Here is a 25,337-nt window from a genome sequence, read left to right on the forward strand (position 1 = left end):
CGCCTTCGCGGATGATGACAGTGAGGACGCGGAGCAAAGGGAAGAGTCACCGCCCGTTCGTGCGCAGCAACCTCTCGCCGTCCTCCGTCACCGCGATGACCAGCCCGAGACCTGCAATCGTCTCGCGCGCGACATAGCCGCGCTCAGCGGCGTCTTCCCAGATGGTGAGACGCGGGCACGAGGTCTTCCAGGTCGAGATCACCTCGGCATAGGCGCGCGGCTCGCGCGCGACCCATTCGACGAAGTCCAGCACCAGCGGATCGGCAGTCTCGCTCATTGCAAACCTCCCTTGTCGAAGGCGGCCAGCACCGGCGCGCGAAGCAACAGCCAGCCGCCATGGGCGATGTAATAGCAGGCAATGGTGGTGATCAGCCTGTTCGACCAGGCGATGAACTGCTGGTCGGTCATGGCCTCCAGGATGCGCCGCGCCAGCGTGGTGCCGAGCATCGAGGCGGCGATTGCGACGCCGGCGAGCACAGGATCGAGGCTTGCGGCCTGATCGATGATGCCGCCGAAATAGATCAGCTTGGTGAAATGGCTGACGACCTGGCACATCGCTTTCGTCGCCACCTTCTCGCGCCGGCCAAAATTGCCGCCGAGGAAGAAAGTGTCGAGCAGCGGGCCGGAGACGCCGGTCATCAGCATCAGGCCCATGCAGATCGTGCCGTAGACCGTGCCCTGCCAGAGGCGATCGGGATCCGGCTTGATGTTCGCGGGGAGGAGCCGCGCCATGAACGGGGTGACCCCGAGCAGCAGCAGCGCCATCGGCTTGTCCGGCACGTAGCGCGTGAGCGACCAGGCCGCGAGCGCGACGGCGGCGCCGACCATGTAGTTCGCGACCGGCCGCCAGCGGATATGCGCCCGCCACAGCAACGCGCGCCAGCCGTTCGAGGCCATCTGCGTGATCGCGTGCAGCACCATCGCGGTCGGCAGCGGCATCAAGGCCAAGAGCACGCCGATCAGGATCAGTCCGCCCGCCATGCCGAACAGCCCCGACAGGAACGCGGTGGCGACCATCAGCAATCCGAGGGCAGCGATCATGAGGGGCGTCACGAGCAAAATCTCCGCGGTGCATGTAAGGGACGTGAGCTGCTCATTGCCCTCGCCCCGCTTGCGGGGAGAGGCGAAGAGGCCGCGCCCGCGCTCCGCCAAATCAGCAGGAATTGCGCTCATTCTAGTGCCTCGCTTGCTCGTCTCGCGCAAACTGAGTTATCTTGCCCTGGCCTCAGCTTTCCTGAGGGTCTGGCACAAGGGTCCTGCATTTGCGGCGGCTGCTGTTTCTCAACGGCATCAAGGCATTCGAGGCGGCGGCGCGGACCGGCAGCTTTGCCGCAGCCGGGCTCGAGCTGAGCGTGTCCGCAGCCGCGGTCAGCCGCATGGTGCATCTGCTGGAAGAGCGACTCGGCGTCGCGCTGTTCGAGCGCAAGGCCAACCGCCTGGTGCTGACGCAGGCCGGCCGCGCCTATCAGAGCGGGCTGACGCCGATCTTCGATGCGCTGGCCAGCCTCACCGCGCAGGTGACGGCGCCCGCGAGCGTCCGCGTGCTCACCATCGGCGTCGGCCACACCTTTGCGATGCGCTGGCTGATCCCGCGCCTGTCGGAGTTTCGCAGCGAGGAGCCCGATATCGAGGTGCGCTTCACCACCGGCGGCGCGTCGGTGCCGTTCGGCGAGGATTGGAGCTGCGGCATCAAGCTCGGCACCGGCGACTGGCCCGGCCTCGTCGCCGAGCCGCTGTTCGCCGGCGACCTCACGCCGGTCTGCGTGCCCCTGTCTCGCGAGCGGCCTGAAGCGTCCGGCCGATTTGAAGGGGCCGAGCCTGATCCGCGTCGCGCACTCGCCTGAGGACTGGCCGATCTGGCTGAAGGCCGCCGGTGTCCCCCGCATCAACGCGCGGGGACCGGAGTTTCAGTTCTACGGCCAGGCGCTGCAGGCCGCCGCCGACGGACTCGGCATCGCCATGGGCATCCGCCCTTATATCGACGACGACCTTGCCGCCGGCCGGCTGGTGGCACCCTTCGACCTCTCGGTGCCCAAGGGCATGCGCTGGTATCTGCTCTATCGCAGCTTCCAGACCGAGCAGCGCGACTTCGCCGCGTTCCGCCGCTGGATCATGCGGGCGGCGGCGGAACCCGCGGCCCGGCCGGTGAAGCGGAGCGGCCGCTCGGCGGCACGGAACTGACGCCGGACGGCAAAAAAGCCGACGGCTTGTGAACGGCTTCACATCCCGAACATCGCAAACATGGTCCCCTGACCCTCCAACAAGACACGTACGGAACACTTTCGGGGACGACCATGACGACCCTCTACGACGGCTTTGACATCGAATCCTTCGAGGCTGGCAAAGGCCTCTGGCACGCCCGCATCCGCCGCGCCGATCTCAGCCCCTCTCGCCATCGACGGCGTGCTGTTTCCGGCCATGGAAGTCGGTTTCGCCTGGCCGGATCAGAACGCCGCGATCGCCGACGCCAAGCACCACATCGACCGCTTCCGCCGGCGGACCGACAGCGACGACGAATGAGCGGGCCGGGCGGCAGCCAGCCGGGGACAGCGCAGGTCAAGAAGGGGCAATCGGCCATGTCAGTTATCGAATTCGAAGACCCGTCGCGGCCGAGGATCTACGCCCGCGCTGTGCAGTCCAACTGCCCGGAATGCGACGGCGATCTCACCGTGCTCCGCGTCATCGGCGGGCGCGCCGGCTGCGAGTACTGGGCCATGCGCTGCACCGATTGCGGCGGCATCCATCTCGACATCCTCGAACCCTATCAGGCGAGCGAGGACGGCGAGGGTCCGCTGCCGGCGGCGTAAGGTTCCTTCCTGCTGCCAACCTGCTGTCAGCAGCCTGCATGGCGACGGGCATTCGCCCTTTATCGGGAGGCGGACTCGTCCCATATTCGCCTGATGGCGAAGAAACCTGCATCCTCCGAAAAATCCGGCAAATCCCCGAAATCCAAAGCTCACCGGCCCGACGTGCAGCCGATCGGGCCGGCGCTGGCCGAATTGCTCAATCCTGCGATCAATCGCGGCGATGCGGGCCTGGGGTCGGGCACCGGCCTGCAGCCGCCGCCGGACAATTCGCGCGACCGCCGATCCGGCGGCGAGGCCGCGGCGCATCGCGCGCGGGCGTCGACGCCGAAGGAATTTCCGCAGGATCATGCGCGTCCTATGCCGCTGCGCCCCAATCCGCAGCCGCCGGGCGCCCGTCAGTCCGGTGAGCTTGCCGGACTGGAGGAAGCGCCGCAGGCCAATTATGGCACGGCGGCCACCATCCCGACGCTCGATCCGGAACTGGCGCGGCAGCTCGGGCTTCCCACTGAGGAGGACGATGCCGAGGCGCTGGCGCGGCCGCCGCGCAGCAAGATGGAAGCGCTCGGCGTCAAGGCCACCGCCGATGCCCTGGAATCGCTGATCCGCGAGGGCCGGCCGGAGTTCCGCAAGGACGACGGCTCCACCAAGGTGTGGACCCCGCACCGGCCGCCGCGCCCGGAGAAGTCCGAAGGCGGCGTGCGCTTTGAGATCAAGTCGTCCTACGAGCCGCGCGGCGACCAGCCGACCGCGATCGCCGAGCTGGTCGAGGGCATCAATCGCAACGACCGCACCCAGGTGCTGCTCGGCGTCACCGGCTCGGGCAAGACCTACACCATGGCGCAGGTCATCGAGAAGACGCAGCGTCCGGCCCTGATCCTGGCGCCGAACAAGACGCTGGCCGCCCAGCTCTACGGCGAGTTCAAGAACTTCTTCCCGGACAACGCGGTCGAGTATTTCGTCTCGTATTACGATTACTACCAGCCGGAAGCCTACGTCCCGCGCACCGACACCTATATCGAGAAGGATTCCTCGATCAACGAGCAGATCGACCGCATGCGCCACTCGGCGACGCGCGCGCTGCTCGAACGCGACGACGTCATCATCGTCGCCTCGGTGTCCTGCATCTACGGTATCGGCTCGGTCGAGACCTACACCGCGATGACCTTCGCGCTGAAGAAGGGCGAGCGCATCGACCAGCGCCAGCTGATCGCCGACCTCGTCGCGCTGCAGTACAAGCGCACCCAGGCCGACTTTACCCGCGGCACCTTCCGCGTGCGCGGCGACGTCATCGACATCTTCCCGGCGCACTATGAGGACCGCGCCTGGCGCGTGAACCTGTTCGGCGACACCATCGAGACCATCGAGGAGTTCGATCCGCTCACCGGCCACAAGCAGGACGAGCTCGAATTCATCAAGATGTACGCCAACTCGCATTATGTGACGCCGCGCCCGACCCTGGTGCAGGCGATCAAGTCGATCAAGTCGGAGCTGAAGCAGCGGCTCGACCAGCTCCACAACCAGGGCCGCCTGCTGGAGGCGCAGCGGCTGGAGCAGCGCACCACCTTCGACTTGGAGATGATGGAGGCGACCGGCAGCTGCGCCGGCATCGAGAACTATTCGCGCTATCTCACCGGGCGCCGCCCCGGCGAGCCGCCGCCGACGCTGTTCGAATACGTGCCCGACAACGCGCTGATCTTCGCCGACGAGAGCCACGTCACCATCCCGCAGATCGGCGCCATGTTCCGCGGCGACTTCCGTCGCAAGGCGACGCTGGCCGAATACGGCTTCCGCCTGCCCTCCTGCATGGACAACCGTCCGCTCCGCTTCGAGGAATGGGACATGATGCGGCCGCAGACCATCGCGGTCTCGGCGACGCCGAGCGGCTGGGAGCTGAACGAGAGCGGGGGCGTGTTCGTCGAGCAGGTCATTCGCCCGACCGGGCTGATCGATCCGCCGGTCGACATCCGCCCGGCCCGCACCCAGGTCGACGATCTCGTCGGCGAGGTCCGCGCCACCGCGCAGGCCGGCTATCGCTCGCTGATCACGGTGCTGACCAAGCGCATGGCGGAGGACCTCACCGAATATCTGCACGAGCAGGGCATTCGCGTCCGCTACATGCACAGCGACATCGACACCATCGAGCGCATCGAGATCATCAGGGATCTGCGCCTCGGCGCGTTCGATGCGCTGGTCGGCATCAACCTGTTGCGCGAGGGCCTCGACATTCCCGAATGCGCTTTGGTCGCGATCCTCGACGCCGACAAGGAGGGTTTTCTGCGCAGCGAGACCTCGCTGATCCAGACCATCGGCCGCGCCGCGCGCAACGTCGACGGCAAGGTGATCCTCTACGCCGACCAGATGACCGGCTCGATGGAGCGCGCCATCGCCGAGACCAACCGCCGCCGCGAGAAGCAGGTCGAGTACAACAACGCCAACGGCATCACGCCGGAGAGCGTGAAGAAGCAGATCGGCGACATCCTCAACTCGGTCTACGAGCGCGACCACGTGCTGGTCGAGGTCGGCGGCCACGACATGACCGACGACGTCATCTCGATCGGCCACAATTTCGAAGCCGTGCTCGCCGATCTCGAAACAAGGATGCGCGAGGCCGCCGCCGACCTGAACTTCGAGGAAGCCGCGCGCCTGCGCGACGAGGTCAAGCGCCTGCGCGCCACCGAACTCGCTGTGGTCGACGACCCCACCGCCAAGCAGCGCACCGTCGCCGGCAAGGCCGGCGCCTATGCGGGTACAAGGAAATACGGCGACGCGGCCAACCTCCCCGTCAGCGCCATGAAGAAGAAAACCGTCAGCTCCGCGCTGAAGGCGAGCGGCGGCGGCGGCTCTGGCTCGAAGGTGCACAAGCCGCATCTCGACGAGATGCACGGCCCGGAATCGCTGCCCTATCGCGAGAAGCCGAGCCTGCCGGCAAAGCCGTTCGGCAGCACCAGCCGGATCATCCAACCGACGGATTCGCGGCAGTCCGGGCCGGAATTCGGGCCGGCGCCGAAGTCGACGGGTGGGATGCCGGGGCGGCGCGGGGGGTGGAAGAAGAGGTAGGCGTAGGTTCATTAGCGCCGCTCGTGGTGATGGATTCTCAGATGCGCAATTGCGCATCAATGCTCGCCGCTCTGCGGCCCCTGAAATGACGGGGGCCATCCTACCCCACGCTCGCCGTCACCACGGCCATCACCGACAGCAGCAGCACGATGGTCACCAGTTGCAGCGAGGCGACCGGCTGGGTGCGCCATGCCGTGATCTTGTCGGACAGCGACAGATGGGCCTCGAAGAATTTCGGTTCGTAGACGGTCTTGAACAGGTGCGGGAGGCTCGGGCCAAACGTCACGGCCAGCAGCGCGTGGGCGAGCGAGGCGATGGCGACGAAGATGGCAACGCCGGGGTCGCCGGCGAGGTCGCGATCGCCGCAGAGCTTGAGCAGGAAGGCGGCCAGGGCGAAGGTCGGGAAGCTCTGCAGGATCGTGGTCAGCGCGAGGCCTTCGAGCGCATTGTGCAGGCGGGACTTTCGGACTCTGGCGATGGCAGCCATGGCACGTCTCCCTGGTGACATGGGATGACGCTACCCCCTGCGGGCCTTGGGTGATGTGAGGCGGGTCACGCCCCATAGCCGGCCTGTCGCGCGATGGATTCCGGGCTCGCCGCTCCGCGGCGCCCCGGAATGACAAACTACAATTACCCCTGCCCCCACTGGGCGCCTTGCGGTTCCGGGCGGCTGCGCGGGGCCGCGTTGCGCCATGGGCATGGCGCGCCACGCAGCCGAGCTGGCACGAAATTCGCGCTGCCAATCCACAGCTCGACTTTTAGTTGCATGCCATGAACCTGGCATTGCGCCGGCGCGTCATAAGGTCTGCAACATCCCTGTGATTTTGCGGATTGCCGGTTCGCGGGACCACGCGCTAGCGTTGCACAACGGCCAAAAAGGGACGGGCGGAATGACGGTCGAGAAGCTCAATCGCCAACGCGTGCTGAATCTGCTCGACGCCTTCGTGGGCGGCGATATCGAGGCGGCGCTGTCCTGCTGCACCGACGACGTCGACTTCCTCACCCACGCGCCGATCGACGTGCTGCCGCATATGGGCCCCCGGCACGGCAAGGCCGAGCTGCGCGAGCTGTGGCAGACGATCTGGTCGCGCTATTCGGAAATCCGCTACAAGGCGCCGCGCATTGTCGCCGAGGGCGAGGCGGTCGCGACCTACATGCAGACCTATTTCAGGAAGCGCAGCAACGACCGCATCGTGCAGTTCGACATGGCGGTGTTCTATACCTTCCGCGGCGGGCTGGTGGCCGAGATCCGCGAGATCATCGATTCCTACGATCTGGTGCAGCAGGTGCTGGAGCGCGAGATCGGGCCGTTGATCACGGGTGTGCAGGCGGATTGACCCGTCTTGCCTGGAACCCGGTTCCGAACCCGGAAGATTACGGGGTTCTATTGTAAATCTCACAAAATCCATTCAATGGTGCATTGCAAAAACGTGAATTGCGTTTTGGCCGAAGCTCGCTACATTGTTCGTATACAAATGAGTTGACCCCCGCCAGCTGACTGCGCGTGGGGTGTTTTTCGTTTTCTTTTCGCAAGCCAGCTTCAGGACTGCCCAAAATGACAGAGCACAGCCTCTGGCGTTTCTCGCGCGCGTTGCACCGCGCGATCAACGACCAGTATTTCGGGGATATCGAGGCCCTGATCGACGAGGACGTCGAGTGGGCGCTCTACGGCCCGATCGACATGTTTCCGTTCCTCGGCGCACGCCGGGGCAAGGCGGCCGTGATCGAGGTCATCCACCAGCTCGCCGACAATTTCCAAGTCCACCGCTTCGACCGCGAAAGCATCATGCTCGGCGTCGATTCCGCCGCCTCGATGGTGCGCTATTCGCTGACCGCCCTGGATTCCAACAAGCCGATCAGCCTGCGGGTCGCGCAGTTCGCCCAGTTCAGGGCAGGCAAGCTCGTCAGCATGCGGGTCCTGATCGACACGTTCGATCTGGTCGAGCAGGCCCTCGGCCGCGCCATTCATCTGCCGAAGATGACCCGCGTCGGCTGACGCACGATCCGGACCCGAAGGGCCGCGTTAGCGCAAAGTGCGCAGCGGTTCTCCGAAAAGATCATGCGCAAACGACAACCTGAAGCGCGATGATGATCCTCGCGCTTCAGGAGACACCAACGGGCCCCATCGTTCGGGACCGATGACGATGCCGGCTGCGACGTCCTGGCTTCCAGCCCCGCCGGATGCCGTCGCGCCAGAAGCTCGTCATCGGGCGCGCGCCTTCCGCGCGGCCCGTTGGTTCGCCGCCTCAAATCCACCGCCACAATTTCGCAACGATGGATCAGCATTTTCCGCGCGGAATGGCGCATGGTCTTTGCCGACGGCCGATATATATTGTCGGTCAGCATGCGCTGGGGCTCGCGGGCAGGACGATGGAATTCTCGACAAGGTTTGGCTGGGCCAGGCTGCCGACGCTGGCGGCCGCATTCATTTTGGGCTCGGTATTGACGGTCTCGGCGCAGATCCTCCCGCCCTTCTCCGCCAGCGCGGCCGCACCTGACGACGAGGCCGAAACCGAGGCGGCAGAGCCGGTCGACGTCAACGATCCCGACGTGCTCAAAGGCATCGACGTCGACAAGCTCGACTGGAGCCAGCTCGCGGTCGATGCCGGCACCGGCATCGACATGGCCGCCAAGAAGCGCGCCCAGGCCGCCGCCAGGGACGGGCTGGACTGGTCGTCCAACGCCAACCCGAACGGCTCCTCGGCGGTCACGGTGAAGCAGTCCGTGTCCCCGTTCTGGGACACGCGGATCGGCGCCGACATGACGGTGACGAGTGAGCCGCGGACGATGTCCGAGCTGCTGGCGCAGAGGGCCAGCAACGGCGGCAACCTGCCGCAATCCTCCGGCAGCGCCTGGGCGACGGCAACCGCGCCCGGCGCGGGTGCGATCTGGGACAAGACCGCGGTGGAAGCCCGCGTCGATCCCGGCGCCGAGCAGAGCAAGATCGGGGCCTCGCTGACCAAATCGGTGCCGCTGTCGGGCGACACCTCGCTGACGCTTCAGAACGGCTACAGCGTCAACCAGCAGGGCACCGGCGCCGTGCCCGGCATCGGCGGCCACATCATCCGCAATTACGAAACCGACCAGGCCGCCAAGGTCACCCTCACCGACACCGGCACCAGCATCACCGCCGGCCAGACGCTGTCGACCACCGACGACAAATGGCTGCGCAAGGTCGGCGCCGAACAGAAGCTGTTCGACAGCGTCACCGTCTCCGGCTCGGTCGGCGAGACCTCGCAAGGCGCGATCAACAAGAGCGTGACGGCCGGCTTCAAGAAGAGCTGGTGACTCTTTCGCCTCTCCCCGCAAGCGGGGCGAGGGAGCAGACCGCCGGCCTGGCTGGAGCTTCGCATCCCCGCAATGGCGTTCACACTCTCCTAACCATACGCCACGGCAAAACCCCCGAATGGTCCGCCCTTGCCGCATCTCGGCCCATTTGCGGTCAAAATCGGACGCCCTGATAAGGAAGCCTCACAGACGTCGTCGTGCGGGGGACACTCGCGCTGCGCTCAACGCGAACAGGGGAACAACGATGAACGCCATGCGTCCGGAAAAGATCGAAGCCACTGAGACCGAGACGGTCGACACCAACCTCGCCGCCGTGACCGAGGTCGAGGCCGGCATCCGCGACTTCGTCCGCAACGATATCGCCTATCTGCGCCGCCCGGCGGCGACCAACACCACCGACGCGCCGCCGCTCGACCCGAGCGCGGAGGCCACCGTCAACAACGTCAACTCGCTGATCCAGCGCGTCGCCGGTACTTCGCTCGCCGAGATCGAGAACCTGATCTCCGAGCTCGAGAGCCTGCGCGACCTGCTGCATGCCGAAGGCCAGCGCGTCCAGCGCGAGATCTCCGGCTATGCCCAGCTCAGCCAGGCCGCGATGAAGTCGACCCGCATGATCGCCGACAACGTCGCGCAGTGGAAGCGCGCCGCAGACGGCCTGCGCAACAGCTGATCGTTCACCGAAGCATCACCGAACCGCCGTGTTTCCGACAGGGAGCGCGGCGGTTTTGATTTCGTCGGTCTCGTACCCCGGACGCGGTGCGGCACGCCGTGACGCACCGCAGAGCCGGGCCCATGGCCCGGATGCATGCGCGGCAAGATGGGCCCCGGCTCTGCGCAGCAGCGCAAGAGCGCCGCAGCGCGTCCGGGACTCGGCGTGCGCGTTGAACCCTGCGCTCCTCCCCAGCGACCAACGCCAAGCGCCCGTGCCGCCGTGGCCGGGCCTGGGGACATTTCAGATGGAAAGCATTCGGCCCGACACCACGGACCCGATACCGTTGCGGCCCGCGCCGAATCAATTCGGCACGATCATGATGCGCTTTGTCGGGCTGCTGGCGGTTGCGATCGCCATCCTGGCGTTCGTCTATAGCCGCTGAGGCGCGGCCGGATGCCGACCGCGAAAGATGAACGAAGTGTTACCGGGTCGCGTCGGCGGCCGAGACTTCCAGGGTGTAGGCGCCATCGGCATAGCCCTTCACCACCATGCCGGCGACCAGCATCACTGCGAGCGTCGCGGTCGCGAAGATAAATCCAACAAACTTGAGTGCGCCGCGATCTGCCATGGTCCTCGTCCCCTGTCGTCTGCCAATTCGTTTCAAATAGACAGCGACAGGTTCATAATTAGTTAGCAACTCACTGGTTCCGCAGAAACGCTTCGCGGTAACCATGTTGCGCAGGCTTATGGCAGCCGCCCCGAATCGCGTCCATAGCGCGCGGGCAACACTCGCGCATCATTTGGACCGTTCATCTTGGAACAGGTCTAACCGCCCTTCCGCCTCGGCACGAAGGCTGAAGCGGTGATGGAATAAACGTCTTCACCGCGCTGGTTGGTGCCGGTGGTGCGGGCGGTCAGGATGCCCCAGCCGGGGCGCGAGGCCGAGATGCGCTTGTCGGTGACGACGTTGACATACGCGACGGTGTCTCCGGCGAGCACCGGCCTGATCCAGCGCAGGTCGCGAAAGCCCGGCGACGGGCCCCATACCGCGACCTCCTCGCCGCGCGAGGCGGCCTCGCGCGCCAGACGCTGGCCGTCGGCGACAAGCAGGCTCATGCAGGCCGAACCGACATGCCAGCCCGAGGCGGCAAGCCCGCCGAACAACGAGTTCTTGCCCTCCTCCTCGTCGAGATGAAAACGCTGCGGATCGAACTTGGCGGCGAATGCCTTGATCGCCTCGGCCGTGAACGTATAGGTGCCGATCTCGCGGCGCTGGCCGATCTCGATGTCGTCGAAGAACCGCATCAGACCGCTCCCTCGCGCCGCTTGATCAGGATTGGCGACGTCATCTCGGCGAGCGCCGCACCGTTGGCGTTGCGCACGGTGAATTTGAACTTGACGATGCCGAGCTCGGGCCGGCTCTTCGAGGTGCGCGCCTCCACCACGTCGACATCGAGCATGAGATCGTCGCCGGGCCGCAGCGGCGAGAGCCAACGCACCTCGTCGACGCCGGGCGATCCCAGCGATGCGGCGCGTGTGATGAAGCCGTCGGCCATCATCCGCATCATCAGCGAGCAGAGATGCCAGCCCGAGCCGGACAGGCCGCGCAGCATGCTTTGGCCGGCAGCCTCCTCGTCCAGGTGCATCGGCTGCGGATCGAACTCGGCGGCAAAAGCCAAAATCTCGTCGCGGGTGACATGGCGCGGGCCGAACGTGCCGAACCGGCCGGGCGGGAAATCTTCGAAGGTCAGGGTCATCTGGGGAAAGCTTTGCGGGAATGACAGATTGTGGCCGCACTTTGCGGCAATCTCAACCCGCCGGCCCGCATGGCTCGTGCTACATACCGGCTGGCGGCGTTGATCCGAGTCGGATCGACCGAGGGCCGCGATCCGTTTATCAAGGCCCAGTGCCCTGGGGGAGAGCAATGTTTTCATTCAGCGACCTTTTCCAATGGGACCGCTTCATCACGCCGACGATCATCAAGACCTTCTATTGGCTGGTGATCGCGCTGATCTGCCTGTTCGGCCTCTCCGGCATCTTCTCCGGGCTCGCCGCGATGGCGATCAGCCCGTTCGGCGGCTTCCTGGTGCTGCTGTCCTCGATCGCCAGCGTCGTCGTCGGGATCGTTTTCTCGCGCATCCTCGCGGAGCTGATCCTGATCGTGTTCCGCATCAACGAGCATCTCGGCGCGATCCGCGACCAGGGCAGCGGGATGCGGTAGCGCCGTCATTCCGGGGCGCGCGCAGCGCGAACCCGGAATCCATCGGGCCGCAGAACAAGTGGACGAATGGATTCCGGGTTCGCGCCAAGAGGCGCGCCCCGGAATGACAGCTTTGGCTTACGTATTGAACCTGAAATGCATCACGTCGCCGTCGGCGACGACGTATTCCTTGCCTTCGAGGCGGAGCTTGCCGGCATCGCGCGCGCCGGCTTCGCCGCCGAGCGCGACATAGTCCTCATACGCGATGGTCTCGGCGCGGATGAAACCTTTCTCGAAATCGGTGTGGATCACGCCGGCCGCCGCGGGCGCCTTGGTGCCGCGATGGATGGTCCAGGCGCGCGCCTCCTTCGGGCCGACGGTGAAATAGGTGATGAGGTCGAGCAGCTTGTAGCCGGCGCGGATCAGGCGATCGAGGCCGGCCTCGTCCAGGCCGAGCGTCTCCAGGAACTCGGCGCGCTCTTCACGCGAGATGGTGGCGATCTCGGATTCGATCTTGGCGGAGATGACGACGGCGACCGCGCCTTCCTTGGCGGCCTGCTCCTCCACGGCCTTGGAGAACGCATTGCCGGTCGCGGCCGAGCCTTCCTCGACGTTGCAGACATAGAGCACCGGCTTGGAGGACAGCAGGCCGAGCATGGCGAAGGCGCGCTCCTCCTCCGCCTTGCGCTCGACGAGGCGCGCGGGCTTGCCCTCGCGCAGCAGCACCAGGGTGCGGTTGACCAGGTCGAGCTGCTCCTTGGCGTCCTTGTCGTTGCCCTTGGCCTTCTTGGTGAGGTTGTCGACGCGCTTCCTCGAGGCTTTCGAGGTCGGCGAGCATCAGCTCGGTCTCGATGGTCTCGATGTCGGCGAGCGGGGCGATCTTGCCCTCGACATGGGTGATGTCGGAATCCTCAAAGCAGCGCACCACATGCGCGATCGCATCGACCTCGCGGATGTTGGCGAGGAACTGGTTGCCGAGGCCTTCGCCCTTGGAGGCGCCGCGGACCAGGCCCGCGATGTCGACGAAGGTCAGTCGGGTCGGGATGATCTGGCCGGACTTGGCGATGGCGGCGAGCTTCTCCAGCCGCGGGTCGGGCACGGCGACCTCGCCGACATTCGGCTCGATGGTGCAAAACGGATAATTCGCGGCCTGCGCCGCGGCCGTCTCGGTCAGCGCGTTGAACAAGGTCGACTTGCCGACATTGGGCAATCCGACGATCCCGCATTTGAATCCCATGGTGTCCTCTAACGCAGTGCGTAGGGTGGGTTAGCCCTCCAGATGCGCGAGGCGCATCTGCGCGGCGTAACCCGCCAATATTTCGGTCGTGGCACGGTGGGTTACGCCTTGCGTCTTCGCTTGTCGAAGCTTCGCGGACGTGGTCGGCTAACCCACCCTACTCCTTGTCGTCCTTGGTCAAAAACCCCTTCGCCTGCATGGCCAGATGCACCCTGTTGGCGAAGGTCGCGTCCGTGCCCTTGGCAACCAGGCCTGCGTGCTCGGCCACGGCCTCGCACAGCGTCGCCACCCACTCGTTGTCGGCCTTGGCGAAGTCCGACAGCACGTGGCCGTGCACCAGCTCCTTGACGCCGGGATGACCGATGCCGAGGCGCACGCGGCGATAGTCGTTGCCGATATGCGCCGAGATCGACCGCAGGCCGTTGTGGCCGGCGATACCGCCGCCGATCTTCACCCGCACCTTGCCCGGCGGCAGCTCGAGCTCGTCATGGAACACCGTGACGTCGCCGGGCGCGATCTTGAAGAAGCTCGCCGCCTCCTGAACGCTGCGGCCGGACTCGTTCATGTAGGTCGTCGGCTTGAGCAGGATCACGCGCTCGGATCCGAGCGTGCCTTCCGACGTCTCGCCCTGAAAACGACGACGCCATGGCGCAAAGCCATGGCGTCGCGCGATCTCGTCTACAGCCATGAAGCCGATATTGTGCCGGTTACGTGCGTATTTCGCGCCGGGATTGCCGAGCCCAACAAAGAGTCGCATGACGCGGCGCGCCCCTCAGCCAACGCGCGATCAGGGACCGCGCGCCAGCTCTCTCGAGATTACTTCTTCTTGTCGCCGCCGGCGGGAGCCTTGGCAGCGGCGGCAGGCGCAGCAGCGCCCGCAGCCGGAGCCGCGGCGCCAGCGGCCGGAGCCGCCGCAGCAGCGCCCGGAGCCGCAGCCGCAGCCGCGGCCTTCTGCTCTTCGGCGTAGCCGGACGGCGGCACGATGGTGACGAGGGTGGCGTCCTCGCGGGTCAGCGCCTTCACGCCGGCCGGAAGCTTGACGTCGGACAGATGCAGCGAGTGACCGATTTCGAGCGCGCCGACGTCGGCCTCGATGTACTGCGGAATGCTCTCGACGCCGCATTCGAGCTCGATCGCGTGGGCGACGATGTTGACGGTGCCGCCGCGCTTCACGCCCGGGGAGGTTTCCGCCTTCACGACGTGCAAGGGCACGCTGATGCGGATGGTGGCGCCTTCACCGAGCCGCATGAAGTCGACATGGATCGGGAAGTCCTTGACCGGATCGAGGTGATAGTCGCGCGGAATCACGCGGTGCTTCTTGCCCTCGAGATCGATGTCCACCAGCGTGGTCAGGAACCGGCCGGCGAGGATGCGCTGGCGCAGTTCGCGATCTTCGATCGAGATCGTCACCGGGGGCTGGTTGTTGCCATAGATCACTCCGGGCACGCGCCCGGCGCGACGCTCAGCCCGGGCGGCCCCCTTGCCGCTCTTCGGACGTGCGGTCGCCTTCAATTCCTTGACGGTCGTCGCCATGTCGTTAAGTCCTTGTTTTTGCAAAGTTAATGGGCCGCAGCGCGGCCCATGGCATAGCTCGCAGCAAGCCTCCAGGGGTGCGGGGGCCACGAACGTGGCGGGCTTTTACCCGGAAGCTGCGGAAATGACAAGGAAATGCGGGGATTTTTTGCGGGCGCCGGTGTTGTCCCCGTACCCGTCGTTCCGGGGCGATGCGAAGCATCGAACCCGGAACCTCGAGATTCGGGTTCGCGACTTCGTCGCGCCCGGAATGACCCCGAGATGGGTTACCCGCCGAGCTTGGCCTCCAGCGCCGCGATGCGCGCCTTCAGCGCCTCGTTCTCCTCGCGCGCCAGGCGCGCCATGTCCTTGACTGCCTCGAACTCCTCGCGCTTGACCAGATCCATGTCGCGCAGGAATTTCTCCGCCTGGGTCCGCATCACCGTGTCGAACTCGCGCTTGACGCCCTGGGCGGCCCCGGCGGCGTCGTTCATCAGGCGGCCGATCTCGTCGAAAAACCGATTGTTGGTCTGGGTCATGGCGGGCCTCCGATAAACTTTGCGCGAACTCTCCGAAACACAATGGCAATCCGAACGGAGCGGTTCAAGAGCCGCGGGGTGGTAACCTTGTCATGCCCCGGTGTCCTTGCAATCGTCCTCGACGTCCCTGCATAAGAAGAATCACAGGGCGTCTGCCGGCGCCGACCGCCGCGATTGGCTTGGACATAGAAGGCGCGATGCAGCTTCTTCTGATCGACTTCCCCGCCTTCAAGCCGATCGCGCTCGAGATCGGCCCGTTCGCGATACGCTGGTATGCGCTGGCCTATATCTGCGGCATCGTGTTCGGCTGGCTCTATGCGCGCTCGCTGCTGAAGAGCAAGCGTCTGTGGGACGGCCCGGCGCCGATCTCGCTGCTCCAGATCGACGACTTCATCCTCTGGGTGACGCTCGGCATCATCCTCGGCGGCCGCACCGGCTACGTGCTGTTCTACAACCTGCCCTTCTTCATCGATCATCCCGCCGCGATCTTCAGGCTATGGGAGGGCGGCATGTCCTTCCATGGCGGCTTCCTCGGCTGCGTCGTCGCGGTGATGTGGTTTGCCCATCGCAACAAGATCCCGATCCTGTCGCTCGGCGACATCACCACCGCGGTCGCCCCGGTCGGGCTGCTGCTCGGCCGCATTGCCAATTTCATCAACGGCGAATTGTGGGGCCGCGTCGCCGATGCGAGCCTGCCCTGGGCCATGATCTTCCCGAACGATCCGACGCAGCTGCCGCGCCATCCGAGCCAGCTCTACCAGGCCGGCATGGAAGGCATCCTGCTGTTCACCGTGCTCGCGGTCATGATCCGCTTCGGTGCCCTGAAGCGGCCCGGCATGATCCTCGGCGCCTTCATCCTGGTCTATGGCTTGGCCCGGATCGCCGGCGAGCATTTCCGCGAACCGGACGCACAGCTTGGTTACCTCTGGGGCGGCTTAACCATGGGCATGCTGCTGTCGATCCCGATGCTTATCGTCGGCCTCATCCTTATTGTATTGGCAGTCAGGCGCGGTTCGCCGCAGCCCGCCCAGGCCATTCGTTAATTCATTTCGAGAAAGTACGCCGTGACCGACCAGCCGCTACTCGACGAGATCAAGGCGCTGATCAAGGCGTCGGGCCCCATGCCGGTCTGGCGCTACATGGAACTGTGCCTGATGCATCCGCGCCATGGCTATTACGTCTCGCGCGATCCGCTCGGGCGTGAGGGCGACTTCACCACCGCGCCCGAGGTCAGCCAGATGTTCGGCGAGCTCCTGGGCCTGTGGACCGCCTCGGTGTGGAAGCAGATGGGCTCGCCGCAATTCCTGCGGCTGATCGAGCTCGGCCCCGGCCGCGGCACCATGATGGCGGATGCACTGCGCGCGCTCCGCGTGCTGCCGCCGCTGTACCAGGCGCTCCATATCCACATGGTCGAGGTCAATCCGGTCCTGCGCGAGCGGCAGGGCGCGACGCTGTCCGCCGTGCGCAACATCTCCTGGCACGACAGCATCGACGACGTGCCGGACGGGCCGAGCATCATCCTCGCCAACGAATATTTCGACGTGCTGCCGATTCACCAGATGGTCAGACTCGAAAACGGCTGGCACGAGCGCGTGATCGAGATCGACGGCAACGGCAAGCTTCAGTTCGGCGCGGCGCCGGAGCCGACCCCGCGCTTCGACGTGCTGCTGCCGCCCCTGGTGCGCGCCGCACCTGTCGGCGCCGTGTTCGAATGGCGGCCCGACGGCGAGATCATGAAGCTCGCCACCCGCGTGCGCGACCAGGACGGCGCGGCCCTGATCATCGACTACGGCCATCTGCGCAGCGACGCCGGCGACACCTTCCAGGCGATTGCCCGCCACACCTTCGTCGATCCCCTGAAGGCACCCGGCCAGGCCGACGTCACCGCCCATGTCGACTTCCAGGCGCTGGCGCGCGCGGCCGAGGACGTCGGCGCGCGCGTGCACGGGCCGGTGACGCAAGGCGACTTCCTCAAGCGCATCGGCATCGATACGAGGGCCGCCGCTTTGATGCAGAAGGCGACGCCGGAAGTCGCCACCGACATTTCGATCGCGCTCAAGCGCCTGACGGACACCGGGCGCAGCGGCATGGGCTCGATGTTCAAGGTGCTCGGCATCTCCGAGCCGCGGCTGACGGGCATCGCCGGCCTCAGCGATTTCGAACAGGCCGGAGGCAATTGATGACGCTCACCTCCTCGCTGCTGGCAGCTGTGCCCGGCCTGCGCCATGCCTTCTTCACGCGTGAAGGCGGCGTCTCCGGCGGAATCTATTCCGCACTCAACGGCGGGCTCGGCTCCAACGACGATCAGGGCCTCGTTGCGGAGAACCGCCGCCGCATGGCCGAACATGTCGGTGTCGGCGCGGACCGCTTCCTTAGCCTGCACCAGATCCACTCGCCCGACGTGGTGGTTGCCGAGACACCATGGCCGAGCGGGCCGCGGCCGAAGGGTGATGCGCTGGTGACGAAAACGCCCGGCATCGCGCTCGGCGTCTCCACCGCCGATTGCGGACCGGTGCTGTTCGTCGATCCCCATGCACGCGTGATCGGCGGTGCACATGCCGGCTGGAAAGGCGCGCTCACCGGCGTCTTGGAGGCGACGATCTCGGCGATGGAGGATCTCGGCGCCACGCGAGGCGGCATCATCGCCGCGATCGGGCCGCTGATCCGCCAGGACAGCTACGAGGTCGGCAACGAGTTCGTGGCGCGCTTCATCGAGGCGGATGCGGACAACGCCATGTTCTTCATCCCGTCGGTGCGCGAGGGACACGCGATGTTCGATCTCGCCGGCTTCATCCGCCAGCGGCTCGAGGCCGCCGGCATCCTGATGATCGACGATCTCGGTCTCGACACCTATGCGGACGAGCGCTTCTTCAGCTATCGCCGCTCGGTGCATCGCAAGGAGCCGGATTACGGCCGCCACGTCCACGCCATCGCGCTCGAAGCGTGAACACAAGGGCAACCCCGTGTCATTCCGGGGCGATGCGAAGCATCGAACCCGGAATCTCGAGATTCCGGGCTCGTCCTTCGGACGCCCCGGAATGACACTGTGTATCCGTGTCGCCGCCGCCCTAGACCTTAATCGATTTTAACGATATCGCTGCCCTCCATAATGAGGGACGCGTCATTCATCCTGGGCCGTGCGGGTTCGCGCGTGCTGGCGGTCATGCTGCTGGCGGCGGCGACCGCGCTTGGCGGCTGTGCCGGCGGTGGCGGCGCCGCCAATTCCTACGCGATGGCGCCGACCACCGGCTCGGGCGCGACGGTGGCGTTCGAATCGATCGACGGGCCGCCGCCGCAGGTGTTCGACCGCATGGTCGGCGTGCTCGACAGCGAATCCAAGCTGCGCAGCCTGTCCGTGGTCTCCCGCGAAGGCTCGGCCGCCTACCGCGTGCGCAGCTACCTCTCCGCCCAGATCGTCCGCGGCAAGACCGTGATCGCCTGGGTCTGGGACGTCTACGACGCCAATCAGCAGCGCGCGCTGCGCCTGTCCGGCGAGGAACCGACCTCGGTCAAGGGTGGCCGCGACGCGTGGGCGGCTGCCGACGATCTGGTGCTGCGGAAGATCGCCCAGGCCGGATTCAGTGGACTTTCCAACATGATCAACGGCACACCGGACACGCCTGGCGCAGCGCCTGGCTTGCGGGGACCGGCGGTGGCGAGCGTGATTCCCGAGGCGCCGGCATCGGACATGCCGTCCTCCGCGCTCGGCTATGCCGAGCGATAACCCCCGCTAAACCACGGCCTCAAGTTGCGGCCAAACCGTTGGCCCGACTCAGGATTTTCGAAGGGAAAACGTAGCCTTCCGGGTTGCCATCGCAGCCTCCCGCCTGATATTTCCTCGCCCGTCGTAACCGTGCTTCCAGTGGGATCTGAGATGTTGAACGTCGTATCCAGCAAAGCGCGGGAGGAAGCGTCTATGTCGGCCAAAAACGGCTCCATCAAGCTCGTCGCCGGCAACTCCAATCCGGCCCTCGCGCAGGCGATCGCGCAAGGCCTCGACCTGCCGCTGACCAAGGCGGTGGTGCGGCGCTTCGCCGACATGGAGATCTTCGTCGAGATCCAGGAGAACGTCCGCGGCTCGGATGCCTTCGTCATCCAGTCGACCTCGTTTCCCGCGAACGACCATCTGATGGAGCTCCTGATCATCACGGACGCGCTGCGCCGCTCCTCGGCGCGCCGCATCACCGCGGTGCTGCCCTATTTCGGCTACGCCCGGCAGGACCGCAAATCGGGCTCGCGCACGCCGATCTCGGCCAAGCTCGTCGCCAATCTGATCACGCAGGCCGGTGTCGACCGCGTCATGACGCTCGACCTGCATGCCGGCCAGATCCAGGGCTTCTTCGACATCCCGACCGACAATCTCTATGCGGCGCCGCTGATGGTGCGCGACATCAAGGACAAGTTCGACCTCTCCAAGGTGATGGTGATCTCGCCCGACGTCGGCGGCGTGGCCCGCGCGCGCGGCCTTGCCAAGCGCATCAACACCCCGCTCGCGATCGTCGACAAGCGTCGTGAGCGCCCGGGCGAATCCGAGGTCATGAACGTGATCGGCGATGTCGCCGGCTACACCTGTATCCTCGTCGACGACATCGTCGATTCCGGCGGCACGCTGGTGAATGCGGCCGACGCACTGCTCGCCAAGGGCGCCAAGGACGTCTACGCCTACATCACCCACGGCGTGCTCTCCGGCGGCGCGGCCGCCCGCATCTCCGGCTCCAAGCTGAAGGAGCTGGTGATCACCGACTCGATCCTGCCGACGGAGGCCGTGACCAAGGCGCCGAACATCCGCACGCTGCCGATCGGCAGCCTGATCTCGGATGCGATCGCGCGCACGGCGGCGGAAGAATCGGTGTCGAGCCTGTTCGACTGATTTTCACGGCAGTCATTCCGGGGCGGCGCGTCAGCGCCGAACCCGGAATCCATCTTGCACCAATCCGTATCGATCAATGGATTCCGGGCTCGCGCTGCGTGCGCCCCGGAATGACCAGACCTACCCCACGATCCCCGCGGCGACCTGACCGCGCAGGCGCTCCAGGCCGAGCAACGTCTCGGCACAGGCCTCGGCGACTTCCACGCCCTTGATGGCAAAGTGCTTGCGGAAGAAGTCGTAGTGCACCTCGGTCTCGTGGAATTGCTGCGGCGTCAACACCGCTGAGAACACCGGCACCTCGGTGCGGAGCTGCACGTCCATCAAGGCCTTGATCACGGTGTCGGCGACGAATTCGTGGCGATAGATGCCACCGTCGACGACGAGGCCGGCCGCGACGATCGCGGTGTAGCGGCGCGTCTTGGCGAGGACCTGCGCATGCAGCGGGATCTCGAACGAGCCCGGCACCTCGAACACGTCGACATGGTTGAGGTGCCGCGCCGCGGCCTCCTTCATGAAGGCGATGCGGGCCTCCTCGACCACGTCGCGGTGCCAGCGGGCCTGCACGAAGGCCACCCGCTGCGGCTTGGCGAAGCGTGGATGCTCGGTCGCGGGTCCTTGCGGAACCGGCGGCGGTTGGACTTCTGAGTTTTGGACTTGGGGGTCTTGCAACATCTGATTCATGGCTTTCCTCGGTTTAAGGACCAGAATCAGGGCACACGGAACGACAAGCAGCCGCACCTTGCGATGCGTCTGCTACCGACCGTTCTCTTTCATCCGGACTTTGACCGTCGGCTTCGGAGTTGCACCGAATCTGCTGACCCTTCCCGTCGGGTTACCCCCTCGGGGAAGGCGCTCGCGGGCTTGGGCCTTTCGGCCCTTACCGCCGGTGGGGACTTTCACCCCGCCCTGAGAACATCGGCCGCTCGGGATGAACGGCCTGGGTGGAAATATGCCGCCGACGCGCCGGCGCGGCAAGCGCGTTCCGCATGGGCAAATCGCATGGTCCCATGCCGGCGTAGAGGTCCTGTTGGCGGTCCGGCCCTCGCGGGACGGAATTAACGATTGCGCCCCCGAATCCGATTCCGGTTTGTTCTCCTCGCTCGGGATCCGAGACTTTCCACGTTAAGAATTGTGGCGGAGATGAGCTGTGGACGAACGAGTCCTGGCTTGTGGACGGACTCCGGACCCCGTTGCGCAGATTCCGCAAATCACATCACTTGATCCGCGACAGGTCCGCGCTGATCCGAGGGGATCGCAACAGCGACCTTGGGATCGCGAGAGCGACCCTGAGGGATCGCAGCAGCGACGTTGAGGGAGCGTGCCGGGCCGACCGCGTGCGTATCAAGGACAACAAGAAGGCAAGAGGTCGAGACGGCATGTCCCTGCTCGAAGGCACTATCGATTCCAGAAGCCATCCGCTCGCGGTGGTCGAGGATATCGCTGCCAGCAACAACTGGCCGTTCGAACGCTCCGGCGAAGACGAACTCACGATTGTCTCGAAGGGACAATGGACCGACTACCAGCTCTCCTTCACCTGGATGGGCGAGATCGAGGCGCTGCATCTGGCCTGCGCCTTCGACATGAAGATTCCGCTCGCGCGCCGCGGCGAGGTGCAGCGGCTCGTCGCCGCCGTCAACGAGCAGCTGTGGGTCGGTCATTTCGATCTGTGGACCAACACCGGCATGGTGATGCACCGCCAGGCCCTGGTGCTGCCGGGCGGCCTCACCGCCTCGACCGCGCAATGCGAGGCCATGCTCGCCGGCGCCATCCATGCCTGCGAGCGCTATTTCCCGGCGTTTCAGTTCGTGGTGTGGGCGGGCAAGACCACGACCGAGGCCATGGACGCCGCGATGTTCGATACGGTCGGAGAGGCGTAGGGCGCTCCTCGCCCTCCGCTGTCGTCCCGGACAAGCGCGCCCCAGGCGCGCGCCGATCCGGGATCCATACCGCGTGATGCCCCTCGTGGCCCGCGGCTTGTTGCTAACACCTTCATCCATTAAGACCACTCGTGGTTATGGGTCCCTGCGTTCGCAGGGACGACACCTTTGTTGATGGTGACCACAGTGGTAGACAACAACCCTCTCCAGGACATCACCGGCACCATCCTGCTCGCCGGCGCCGGCAAGATGGGCGGCGCGATGCTGACCGGATGGCTCTCGGGCGGGCTCGACCCGCGCCGCGTCGCCGTGATCGATCCGCATCTCTCGCCCGAGATCACCGCGCTCGCCGCCAGGGGCGTCGCGCTCAATCCCGATGCGACGACAGCAGGCCCCGTCGAGATGCTGGTCGTCGCGGTGAAGCCGCAGATGTTCCGCGAGGCCGGCGCCAGATTGAAAGCGTTCGTCTCGGACAAGACCTCGGTGGTCTCGATCATGGCGGGAACCACGATCGCCTCGCTGCAAGAGGTCTGCGGCGGCGCCGTCGTGCGCGCGATGCCGAACACGCCGGCCGCGATCGGCCGCGGCATTACCGTGGCCGTCGCGGCCAACGACGTCAGCACCGCGCAGCGCGCACTGGCCGACGCGCTGCTGCGCGCCACCGGCGCGGTCGAATGGGTCGAGGACGAAGGCCTGATGGACGCGGTGACCGCCGTCTCCGGCTCCGGGCCGGCCTATGTGTTCCTGCTCGCCGAGGAGCTGGCACGCGCCGGCGTCGAAGCCGGTTTGCCCGAGGCGCTCGCGACGAAGCTCGCGCGCGCGACGGTCGCGGGCTCCGGCGAGTTGCTGCACCAGTCGGAGCTGCCCTCGAGCACGCTGCGCCAGAACGTCACCTCGCCCGGCGGCACCACGGCTGCGGCGCTCGGCGTTCTCATGGGCCAGCCTGGCCTGCGTGAGCTGATGATCCGCGCAATTGCGGCGGCGACCAAGCGATCGAAGGAATTGGCGAAGTAGGAAGATCAAGAGCGCTTCGGCCCCCGATCCAGGCGGCCGAATGCGAGGCGGTCCGGGCTGTTGCCGGCAGGGAGAGCGATCGTGAACCTCTACGCGAAACTTCTCGAGCGACAGGCCGAGCGGCGTCCGATCAAGATCGGGCTGATCGGAGCAGGCAAGTTCGGCGCAATGTACCTGCATCAGATTCTGCGCACGCCGGGCGTCCATCTGGTCGGAATTGCAGACCTGTCTCCGTCGCGCGCCCGGGAAAACCTGAACCGGGTTGGCTGGCATCCGGAGCGATTCGCCGCGACCTCGCTCGACGATGCGCTCAAGAGCGGAACGACCTTCCTGACCGACGACTGGGAAGCCCTAGTGAAGTGCGAAGGCATCGAGCTGATCGCCGAATGCACCGGCAATCCCGTCGCGGCGGTCGAGCATTGCCTTGGCGCCTTTGGTGCGGGCAAGGCCGTCATCAACGTCACCGTCGAGGCCGACGCCTTCTGCGGACCGATCCTCGCGCATAGAGCCCGGCAGGCCGGCGTGATCTATAGCCTCGCCTATGGCGATCAGCCGGCCCTCGCCTGCGACCTCGTCGATTGGGCAAGGGCCTGCGGTTTCCCGGTCGTGGCGGCGGGCCGCGGGCACAAATGGCTGCCGCATTATCGGGAGTCGACCCCTGAAACGGTCTGGGATCACTGGGGACTCACCGCGGAACAAGCTGCGCGCGGCGGCATGAATCCAAAAATGTTCAACGCGTTTCTCGACGGCTCCAAGCCTGCGATCGAATCCGCCGCGATCGCGAACGCAACCGGCCTGGAAGCGCCATCGCAAGGCCTCGCATTCCCGCCGGGATCGGTCGACGACATTCCGACGCTGATGCGCCCCCGTTCCGAGGGCGGCATCCTGGAATCCAAGGGCCAGGTCGAAGTCGTGTCCTGCCTGACGGCCGAGGGCAAACCGATCCCCAACGACATCCGCAAGGGCGTCTGGGTCTGTTTCGAAGGCGACAGCGATTACATCCGCAACTGCTTCCAGGAATACAGCGTCGTTACCGACCCGAGCGGTCGTTACATGTGCTCCTACAAGAAGTGGCATCTCATAGGTCTGGAGCTTGGAATTTCAGTAGCCTCGATCGCTCTGCGCAACGAGGCGACAGGCGTTGCAACGACGTTCAACGCCGATGTTGCCGCGACAGCGAAGAAGGACCTGTGCGAGGGAGATACGCTGGACGGAGAAGGCGGCTACACTGTTTTCGGCAAGCTGACGCCGGCCAGCACGTCGCTTGCAGAGGGTTATCTGCCGCTCGGACTGGCACACAATGTGCGATTGACCAAGGCGGTGGCAAAGGACTCCTGCATCACCTGGGCGGATGTGGCGATCGACGAGACGTTACCTGCCGTGCGTCTCCGCCGGGAGCAGGAAGCGTTCTATCCGTCGCCGGGAGCGCGCAAGTTGGGTTAGGCGAAGGCTCGCTCAGCAGGCTGCACTACGCCCCCAGCCGCTTGTTGAACATCTCGACATTGACCAGCCCGCGCGCGTGGCGGCCTTCGCCGAGCTTGCGCGTACCCTCGAAAGCTTCGACCTCGAAGCGGATGACGCGGCGCTCGACCGCGACCACCCTTGCGGCGGTCCGCACCGTCGCGCCGACGAGGGCGGCCGCGAGATGGCGGATGTCGACCTCGGTGCCGACGGTGACCCAGCCCGGCTGCAGCGCGGCGCGGATCGCATCGCCCGAGGTCATCTCCATCTCCAGGATCATCATCGGCGTCGCATAAACCATGGGCATGCCGGGCACGAAATGCCCGACCGTGCGCTCGGCCGGCACCACCAGCGTGCGCTCGGCGCTCATGCCGATCATGATGAAATCGCGTGCGTCCATGGGTCTTGCTCGTCATTCCGGGGCGGCGCGTAGCGCCGAACCTGGAATCCAGAAATTGGCGGCGCGAGATTCCGGGTTCGCGCTCGCGCGCCCCGGAATGACGCTAACGCGTCACTTCTTCGCCGCCGCCGCGCGTTCCACGAAGGTCTTGCCGCCCTTCATCTTGTGGCGGAGCGGGGCTTCGTTGATCTGGATGACGACGGCATCGGCATCGACGCCGAGATTCTTCACCAGCGCCTGCGTGATGTCGCGCATCATGCCGGCCTTCTGCTCGTCGGTGCGGCCTTCGGCCATGCTGATGGTGATCTCAGGCATCGTTGTCTCCCTGCTGCTTTCGTCATGGCCGGGCTTGTCCCGGCCATCCACGTTCTTCCCATCAAACAAGACGTGGGTGCCCGGGACAAGCCCGGGCATGGCGGCCAG

28 protein-coding genes, 3 pseudogenes and 1 riboswitch are annotated in these 25,337 nt (G+C 65.8%); of the genes and pseudogenes, 18 read left to right on the top strand and 13 right to left on the bottom strand.

The features are described from left to right. Positions 1-46: 46 nt before the first annotated feature. Together ACETMP_RS17915 and ACETMP_RS17920 are read right to left on the bottom strand one after the other, a co-directional pair. Positions 47-277: a hypothetical protein gene (locus tag ACETMP_RS17915; protein WP_375157222.1), complete on the bottom strand. Its 231-nt coding sequence runs from the start codon at positions 275-277 to the stop codon at positions 47-49. Continuing rightward, complete coding sequence (locus ACETMP_RS17920) at positions 274-1,053, bottom strand: TSUP family transporter (RefSeq protein WP_375157223.1); 780 nt, start codon at positions 1,051-1,053, stop codon at positions 274-276. The genes ACETMP_RS17915 and ACETMP_RS17920 overlap by 4 nt, the downstream gene beginning before the upstream one ends. Positions 1,054-1,262: 209 nt before the next feature. Between ACETMP_RS17920 and ACETMP_RS17925 the strand changes: the two are divergent. The 4 genes and pseudogenes from ACETMP_RS17925 (at position 1,263) to uvrB (ending at position 5,864) form a co-directional block, all read left to right on the top strand. Next, positions 1,263-2,181, top strand: a pseudogene (locus ACETMP_RS17925) (LysR substrate-binding domain-containing protein). A 113-nt stretch (positions 2,182-2,294) separates the two neighbouring features. Next, a pseudogene (locus ACETMP_RS17930) lies at positions 2,295-2,520 on the top strand (hypothetical protein). Positions 2,521-2,576: 56 nt separating this feature from the next. Further along, the gene (locus tag ACETMP_RS17935) at positions 2,577-2,807 is read left to right on the top strand and encodes a hypothetical protein (protein ID WP_375157224.1); all 231 of its coding nucleotides are present in this window, start codon (positions 2,577-2,579) and stop codon (positions 2,805-2,807) included. Positions 2,808-2,900: 93 nt separating this feature from the next. Next, a complete protein-coding gene (gene uvrB / locus ACETMP_RS17940; RefSeq protein ID WP_375157225.1) occupies positions 2,901-5,864 on the top strand; it encodes an excinuclease ABC subunit UvrB in 2,964 nt (987 codons plus the stop codon). A gap of 100 nt (positions 5,865-5,964) precedes the next feature. Here uvrB and ACETMP_RS17945 read toward each other — a convergent pair whose 3' ends face one another. Next, positions 5,965-6,351, bottom strand: coding sequence for a hypothetical protein (locus ACETMP_RS17945; protein WP_375157226.1), 387 nt, complete (start codon positions 6,349-6,351; stop codon positions 5,965-5,967). A 403-nt stretch (positions 6,352-6,754) separates the two neighbouring features. Between ACETMP_RS17945 and ACETMP_RS17950 the strand changes: the two genes are divergently transcribed. From ACETMP_RS17950 to ACETMP_RS17970, 5 genes are all read left to right on the top strand, one after another. Continuing rightward, a complete protein-coding gene (locus ACETMP_RS17950; protein ID WP_375157227.1) occupies positions 6,755-7,201 on the top strand; it encodes a nuclear transport factor 2 family protein in 447 nt (148 codons plus the stop codon). Between the two features lie 218 nt (positions 7,202-7,419). Beyond that, positions 7,420-7,860, top strand: a complete 441-nt coding sequence (locus ACETMP_RS17955) for a nuclear transport factor 2 family protein (RefSeq protein ID WP_375157228.1) — start codon at positions 7,420-7,422, stop codon at positions 7,858-7,860. 374 nt (positions 7,861-8,234) lie between these two features. Further along, entirely contained in the window at positions 8,235-9,152 is a 918-nt protein-coding gene (locus ACETMP_RS17960; protein WP_375157229.1) for a hypothetical protein, read from the top strand. Positions 9,153-9,396: 244 nt separating this feature from the next. Beyond that, the gene (locus ACETMP_RS17965) at positions 9,397-9,822 is read left to right on the top strand and encodes a hypothetical protein (protein ID WP_375157230.1); all 426 of its coding nucleotides are present in this window, start codon (positions 9,397-9,399) and stop codon (positions 9,820-9,822) included. A gap of 211 nt (positions 9,823-10,033) precedes the next feature. Then, positions 10,034-10,246: a hypothetical protein gene (locus tag ACETMP_RS17970; protein ID WP_375157231.1), complete on the top strand. Its 213-nt coding sequence runs from the start codon at positions 10,034-10,036 to the stop codon at positions 10,244-10,246. 39 nt (positions 10,247-10,285) lie between these two features. Here ACETMP_RS17970 and ACETMP_RS17975 read toward each other — a convergent pair whose 3' ends face one another. The 3 genes from ACETMP_RS17975 to ACETMP_RS17985 all read right to left on the bottom strand — a co-directional run bounded on the left by ACETMP_RS17975 (position 10,286) and on the right by ACETMP_RS17985 (position 11,561). Beyond that, positions 10,286-10,432, bottom strand: coding sequence for a hypothetical protein (locus ACETMP_RS17975; protein ID WP_375157232.1), 147 nt, complete (start codon positions 10,430-10,432; stop codon positions 10,286-10,288). A gap of 197 nt (positions 10,433-10,629) precedes the next feature. Then, positions 10,630-11,109, bottom strand: a complete 480-nt coding sequence (locus ACETMP_RS17980) for a MaoC family dehydratase (RefSeq protein WP_375157233.1) — start codon at positions 11,107-11,109, stop codon at positions 10,630-10,632. Further along, positions 11,109-11,561, bottom strand: a complete 453-nt coding sequence (locus tag ACETMP_RS17985; RefSeq protein ID WP_375157234.1) for a MaoC family dehydratase — start codon at positions 11,559-11,561, stop codon at positions 11,109-11,111. The genes ACETMP_RS17980 and ACETMP_RS17985 overlap by 1 nt, the downstream gene beginning before the upstream one ends. Positions 11,562-11,728: 167 nt before the next feature. Here ACETMP_RS17985 and ACETMP_RS17990 point away from each other — a divergent pair, with 167 nt between their 5' ends. Next, complete coding sequence (locus tag ACETMP_RS17990; protein WP_135164855.1) at positions 11,729-12,025, top strand: DUF4282 domain-containing protein; 297 nt, start codon at positions 11,729-11,731, stop codon at positions 12,023-12,025. Between the two features lie 117 nt (positions 12,026-12,142). On the opposite strand, the pseudogene ychF reads toward ACETMP_RS17990, so the two are convergent. The 4 genes and pseudogenes from ychF to ACETMP_RS18010 all read right to left on the bottom strand — a co-directional run bounded on the left by ychF (position 12,143) and on the right by ACETMP_RS18010 (position 15,292). Continuing rightward, a pseudogene (ychF, locus tag ACETMP_RS17995) lies at positions 12,143-13,241 on the bottom strand (redox-regulated ATPase YchF). Between the two features lie 157 nt (positions 13,242-13,398). Then, on the bottom strand, positions 13,399-13,998 hold the full coding sequence (gene pth / locus ACETMP_RS18000; protein ID WP_375157235.1) for an aminoacyl-tRNA hydrolase: 600 nt from the start codon (positions 13,996-13,998) through the stop codon (positions 13,399-13,401). Positions 13,999-14,057: 59 nt separating this feature from the next. Beyond that, entirely contained in the window at positions 14,058-14,774 is a 717-nt protein-coding gene (locus tag ACETMP_RS18005) for a 50S ribosomal protein L25/general stress protein Ctc (RefSeq protein ID WP_028134400.1), read from the bottom strand. 266 nt (positions 14,775-15,040) lie between these two features. Then, on the bottom strand, positions 15,041-15,292 hold the full coding sequence (locus ACETMP_RS18010) for an accessory factor UbiK family protein (protein WP_007596812.1): 252 nt from the start codon (positions 15,290-15,292) through the stop codon (positions 15,041-15,043). Positions 15,293-15,489: 197 nt separating this feature from the next. Between ACETMP_RS18010 and lgt the strand changes: the two genes are divergently transcribed. The 5 genes from lgt (at position 15,490) to ACETMP_RS18035 (ending at position 20,162) form a co-directional block, all read left to right on the top strand. Next, positions 15,490-16,335, top strand: coding sequence for a prolipoprotein diacylglyceryl transferase (gene lgt / locus ACETMP_RS18015; protein ID WP_375157236.1), 846 nt, complete (start codon positions 15,490-15,492; stop codon positions 16,333-16,335). 21 nt (positions 16,336-16,356) lie between these two features. Next, positions 16,357-17,472 (top strand): class I SAM-dependent methyltransferase, encoded by a 1,116-nt coding sequence (locus tag ACETMP_RS18020; RefSeq protein ID WP_375157237.1) that lies wholly within the window; start codon positions 16,357-16,359, stop codon positions 17,470-17,472. Beyond that, complete coding sequence (gene pgeF / locus ACETMP_RS18025; protein WP_028134397.1) at positions 17,472-18,239, top strand: peptidoglycan editing factor PgeF; 768 nt, start codon at positions 17,472-17,474, stop codon at positions 18,237-18,239. Before ACETMP_RS18020 ends, pgeF begins: the two co-directional genes overlap by 1 nt. Before the next feature lie 162 nt (positions 18,240-18,401). Further along, complete coding sequence (locus tag ACETMP_RS18030; protein ID WP_375157238.1) at positions 18,402-19,016, top strand: hypothetical protein; 615 nt, start codon at positions 18,402-18,404, stop codon at positions 19,014-19,016. Positions 19,017-19,208: 192 nt separating this feature from the next. Continuing rightward, entirely contained in the window at positions 19,209-20,162 is a 954-nt protein-coding gene (locus ACETMP_RS18035) for a ribose-phosphate pyrophosphokinase (protein ID WP_257176509.1), read from the top strand. A 120-nt stretch (positions 20,163-20,282) separates the two neighbouring features. Here the strand turns inward: ACETMP_RS18035 and ACETMP_RS18040 are convergent, their stop codons facing one another. Continuing rightward, entirely contained in the window at positions 20,283-20,843 is a 561-nt protein-coding gene (locus tag ACETMP_RS18040; protein ID WP_028134394.1) for a 6,7-dimethyl-8-ribityllumazine synthase, read from the bottom strand. Positions 20,844-20,920: 77 nt separating this feature from the next. Next, a riboswitch (FMN riboswitch) is annotated at positions 20,921-21,080 on the bottom strand. Positions 21,081-21,538: 458 nt separating this feature from the next. On the opposite strand from ACETMP_RS18040, the gene ACETMP_RS18045 reads away from it, so the two are divergent. The 3 genes from ACETMP_RS18045 (at position 21,539) to ACETMP_RS18055 (ending at position 24,496) form a co-directional block, all read left to right on the top strand. Then, positions 21,539-22,039, top strand: a complete 501-nt coding sequence (locus ACETMP_RS18045; RefSeq protein WP_028134393.1) for a YbjN domain-containing protein — start codon at positions 21,539-21,541, stop codon at positions 22,037-22,039. A 174-nt stretch (positions 22,040-22,213) separates the two neighbouring features. Next, entirely contained in the window at positions 22,214-23,053 is an 840-nt protein-coding gene (gene proC / locus ACETMP_RS18050) for a pyrroline-5-carboxylate reductase (RefSeq protein ID WP_375157239.1), read from the top strand. An 81-nt stretch (positions 23,054-23,134) separates the two neighbouring features. Beyond that, positions 23,135-24,496: an NAD(P)H-dependent oxidoreductase gene (locus ACETMP_RS18055; protein ID WP_375157240.1), complete on the top strand. Its 1,362-nt coding sequence runs from the start codon at positions 23,135-23,137 to the stop codon at positions 24,494-24,496. A 25-nt stretch (positions 24,497-24,521) separates the two neighbouring features. Here the strand turns inward: ACETMP_RS18055 and ACETMP_RS18060 are convergent, their stop codons facing one another. Both ACETMP_RS18060 and ACETMP_RS18065 read right to left on the bottom strand, forming a co-directional pair. Next, positions 24,522-24,914: a thioesterase family protein gene (locus tag ACETMP_RS18060; protein WP_375157241.1), complete on the bottom strand. Its 393-nt coding sequence runs from the start codon at positions 24,912-24,914 to the stop codon at positions 24,522-24,524. 111 nt (positions 24,915-25,025) lie between these two features. Beyond that, entirely contained in the window at positions 25,026-25,229 is a 204-nt protein-coding gene (locus tag ACETMP_RS18065) for a tautomerase family protein (protein WP_025033847.1), read from the bottom strand. Between the last annotated feature and the right edge of the window lie 108 nt (positions 25,230-25,337).

The organism is Bradyrhizobium dasycarpum, assembly GCF_042019905.1.
Lineage (GTDB): Bacteria > Pseudomonadota > Alphaproteobacteria > Rhizobiales > Xanthobacteraceae > Bradyrhizobium > Bradyrhizobium japonicum_B.

Coding starts and splice junctions, on each gene's coding strand:
- ACETMP_RS17915 (WP_375157222.1), bottom strand. CDS start 277: ATGAGCGAGACTGCCGATCCGCTGGTGCTGGACTTCGTCGAATGGGTC.
- ACETMP_RS17935 (WP_375157224.1), top strand. CDS start 2,577: ATGTCAGTTATCGAATTCGAAGACCCGTCGCGGCCGAGGATCTACGCC.
- uvrB (WP_375157225.1), top strand. CDS start 2,901: ATGGCGAAGAAACCTGCATCCTCCGAAAAATCCGGCAAATCCCCGAAA.
- ACETMP_RS17945 (WP_375157226.1), bottom strand. CDS start 6,351: ATGGCTGCCATCGCCAGAGTCCGAAAGTCCCGCCTGCACAATGCGCTC.
- ACETMP_RS17950 (WP_375157227.1), top strand. CDS start 6,755: ATGACGGTCGAGAAGCTCAATCGCCAACGCGTGCTGAATCTGCTCGAC.
- ACETMP_RS17955 (WP_375157228.1), top strand. CDS start 7,420: ATGACAGAGCACAGCCTCTGGCGTTTCTCGCGCGCGTTGCACCGCGCG.
- ACETMP_RS17960 (WP_375157229.1), top strand. CDS start 8,235: ATGGAATTCTCGACAAGGTTTGGCTGGGCCAGGCTGCCGACGCTGGCG.
- ACETMP_RS17965 (WP_375157230.1), top strand. CDS start 9,397: ATGAACGCCATGCGTCCGGAAAAGATCGAAGCCACTGAGACCGAGACG.
- ACETMP_RS17975 (WP_375157232.1), bottom strand. CDS start 10,432: ATGGCAGATCGCGGCGCACTCAAGTTTGTTGGATTTATCTTCGCGACC.
- ACETMP_RS17980 (WP_375157233.1), bottom strand. CDS start 11,109: ATGCGGTTCTTCGACGACATCGAGATCGGCCAGCGCCGCGAGATCGGC.
- ACETMP_RS17985 (WP_375157234.1), bottom strand. CDS start 11,561: ATGACCCTGACCTTCGAAGATTTCCCGCCCGGCCGGTTCGGCACGTTC.
- ACETMP_RS17990 (WP_135164855.1), top strand. CDS start 11,729: ATGTTTTCATTCAGCGACCTTTTCCAATGGGACCGCTTCATCACGCCG.
- pth (WP_375157235.1), bottom strand. CDS start 13,998: ATGCGACTCTTTGTTGGGCTCGGCAATCCCGGCGCGAAATACGCACGT.
- ACETMP_RS18005 (WP_028134400.1), bottom strand. CDS start 14,774: ATGGCGACGACCGTCAAGGAATTGAAGGCGACCGCACGTCCGAAGAGC.
- ACETMP_RS18010 (WP_007596812.1), bottom strand. CDS start 15,292: ATGACCCAGACCAACAATCGGTTTTTCGACGAGATCGGCCGCCTGATG.
- lgt (WP_375157236.1), top strand. CDS start 15,490: ATGCAGCTTCTTCTGATCGACTTCCCCGCCTTCAAGCCGATCGCGCTC.
- pgeF (WP_028134397.1), top strand. CDS start 17,472: ATGACGCTCACCTCCTCGCTGCTGGCAGCTGTGCCCGGCCTGCGCCAT.
- ACETMP_RS18030 (WP_375157238.1), top strand. CDS start 18,402: ATGAGGGACGCGTCATTCATCCTGGGCCGTGCGGGTTCGCGCGTGCTG.
- ACETMP_RS18035 (WP_257176509.1), top strand. CDS start 19,209: ATGTCGGCCAAAAACGGCTCCATCAAGCTCGTCGCCGGCAACTCCAAT.
- ACETMP_RS18040 (WP_028134394.1), bottom strand. CDS start 20,843: ATGAATCAGATGTTGCAAGACCCCCAAGTCCAAAACTCAGAAGTCCAA.
- ACETMP_RS18045 (WP_028134393.1), top strand. CDS start 21,539: ATGTCCCTGCTCGAAGGCACTATCGATTCCAGAAGCCATCCGCTCGCG.
- proC (WP_375157239.1), top strand. CDS start 22,214: ATGGTGACCACAGTGGTAGACAACAACCCTCTCCAGGACATCACCGGC.
- ACETMP_RS18060 (WP_375157241.1), bottom strand. CDS start 24,914: ATGGACGCACGCGATTTCATCATGATCGGCATGAGCGCCGAGCGCACG.
- ACETMP_RS18065 (WP_025033847.1), bottom strand. CDS start 25,229: ATGCCTGAGATCACCATCAGCATGGCCGAAGGCCGCACCGACGAGCAG.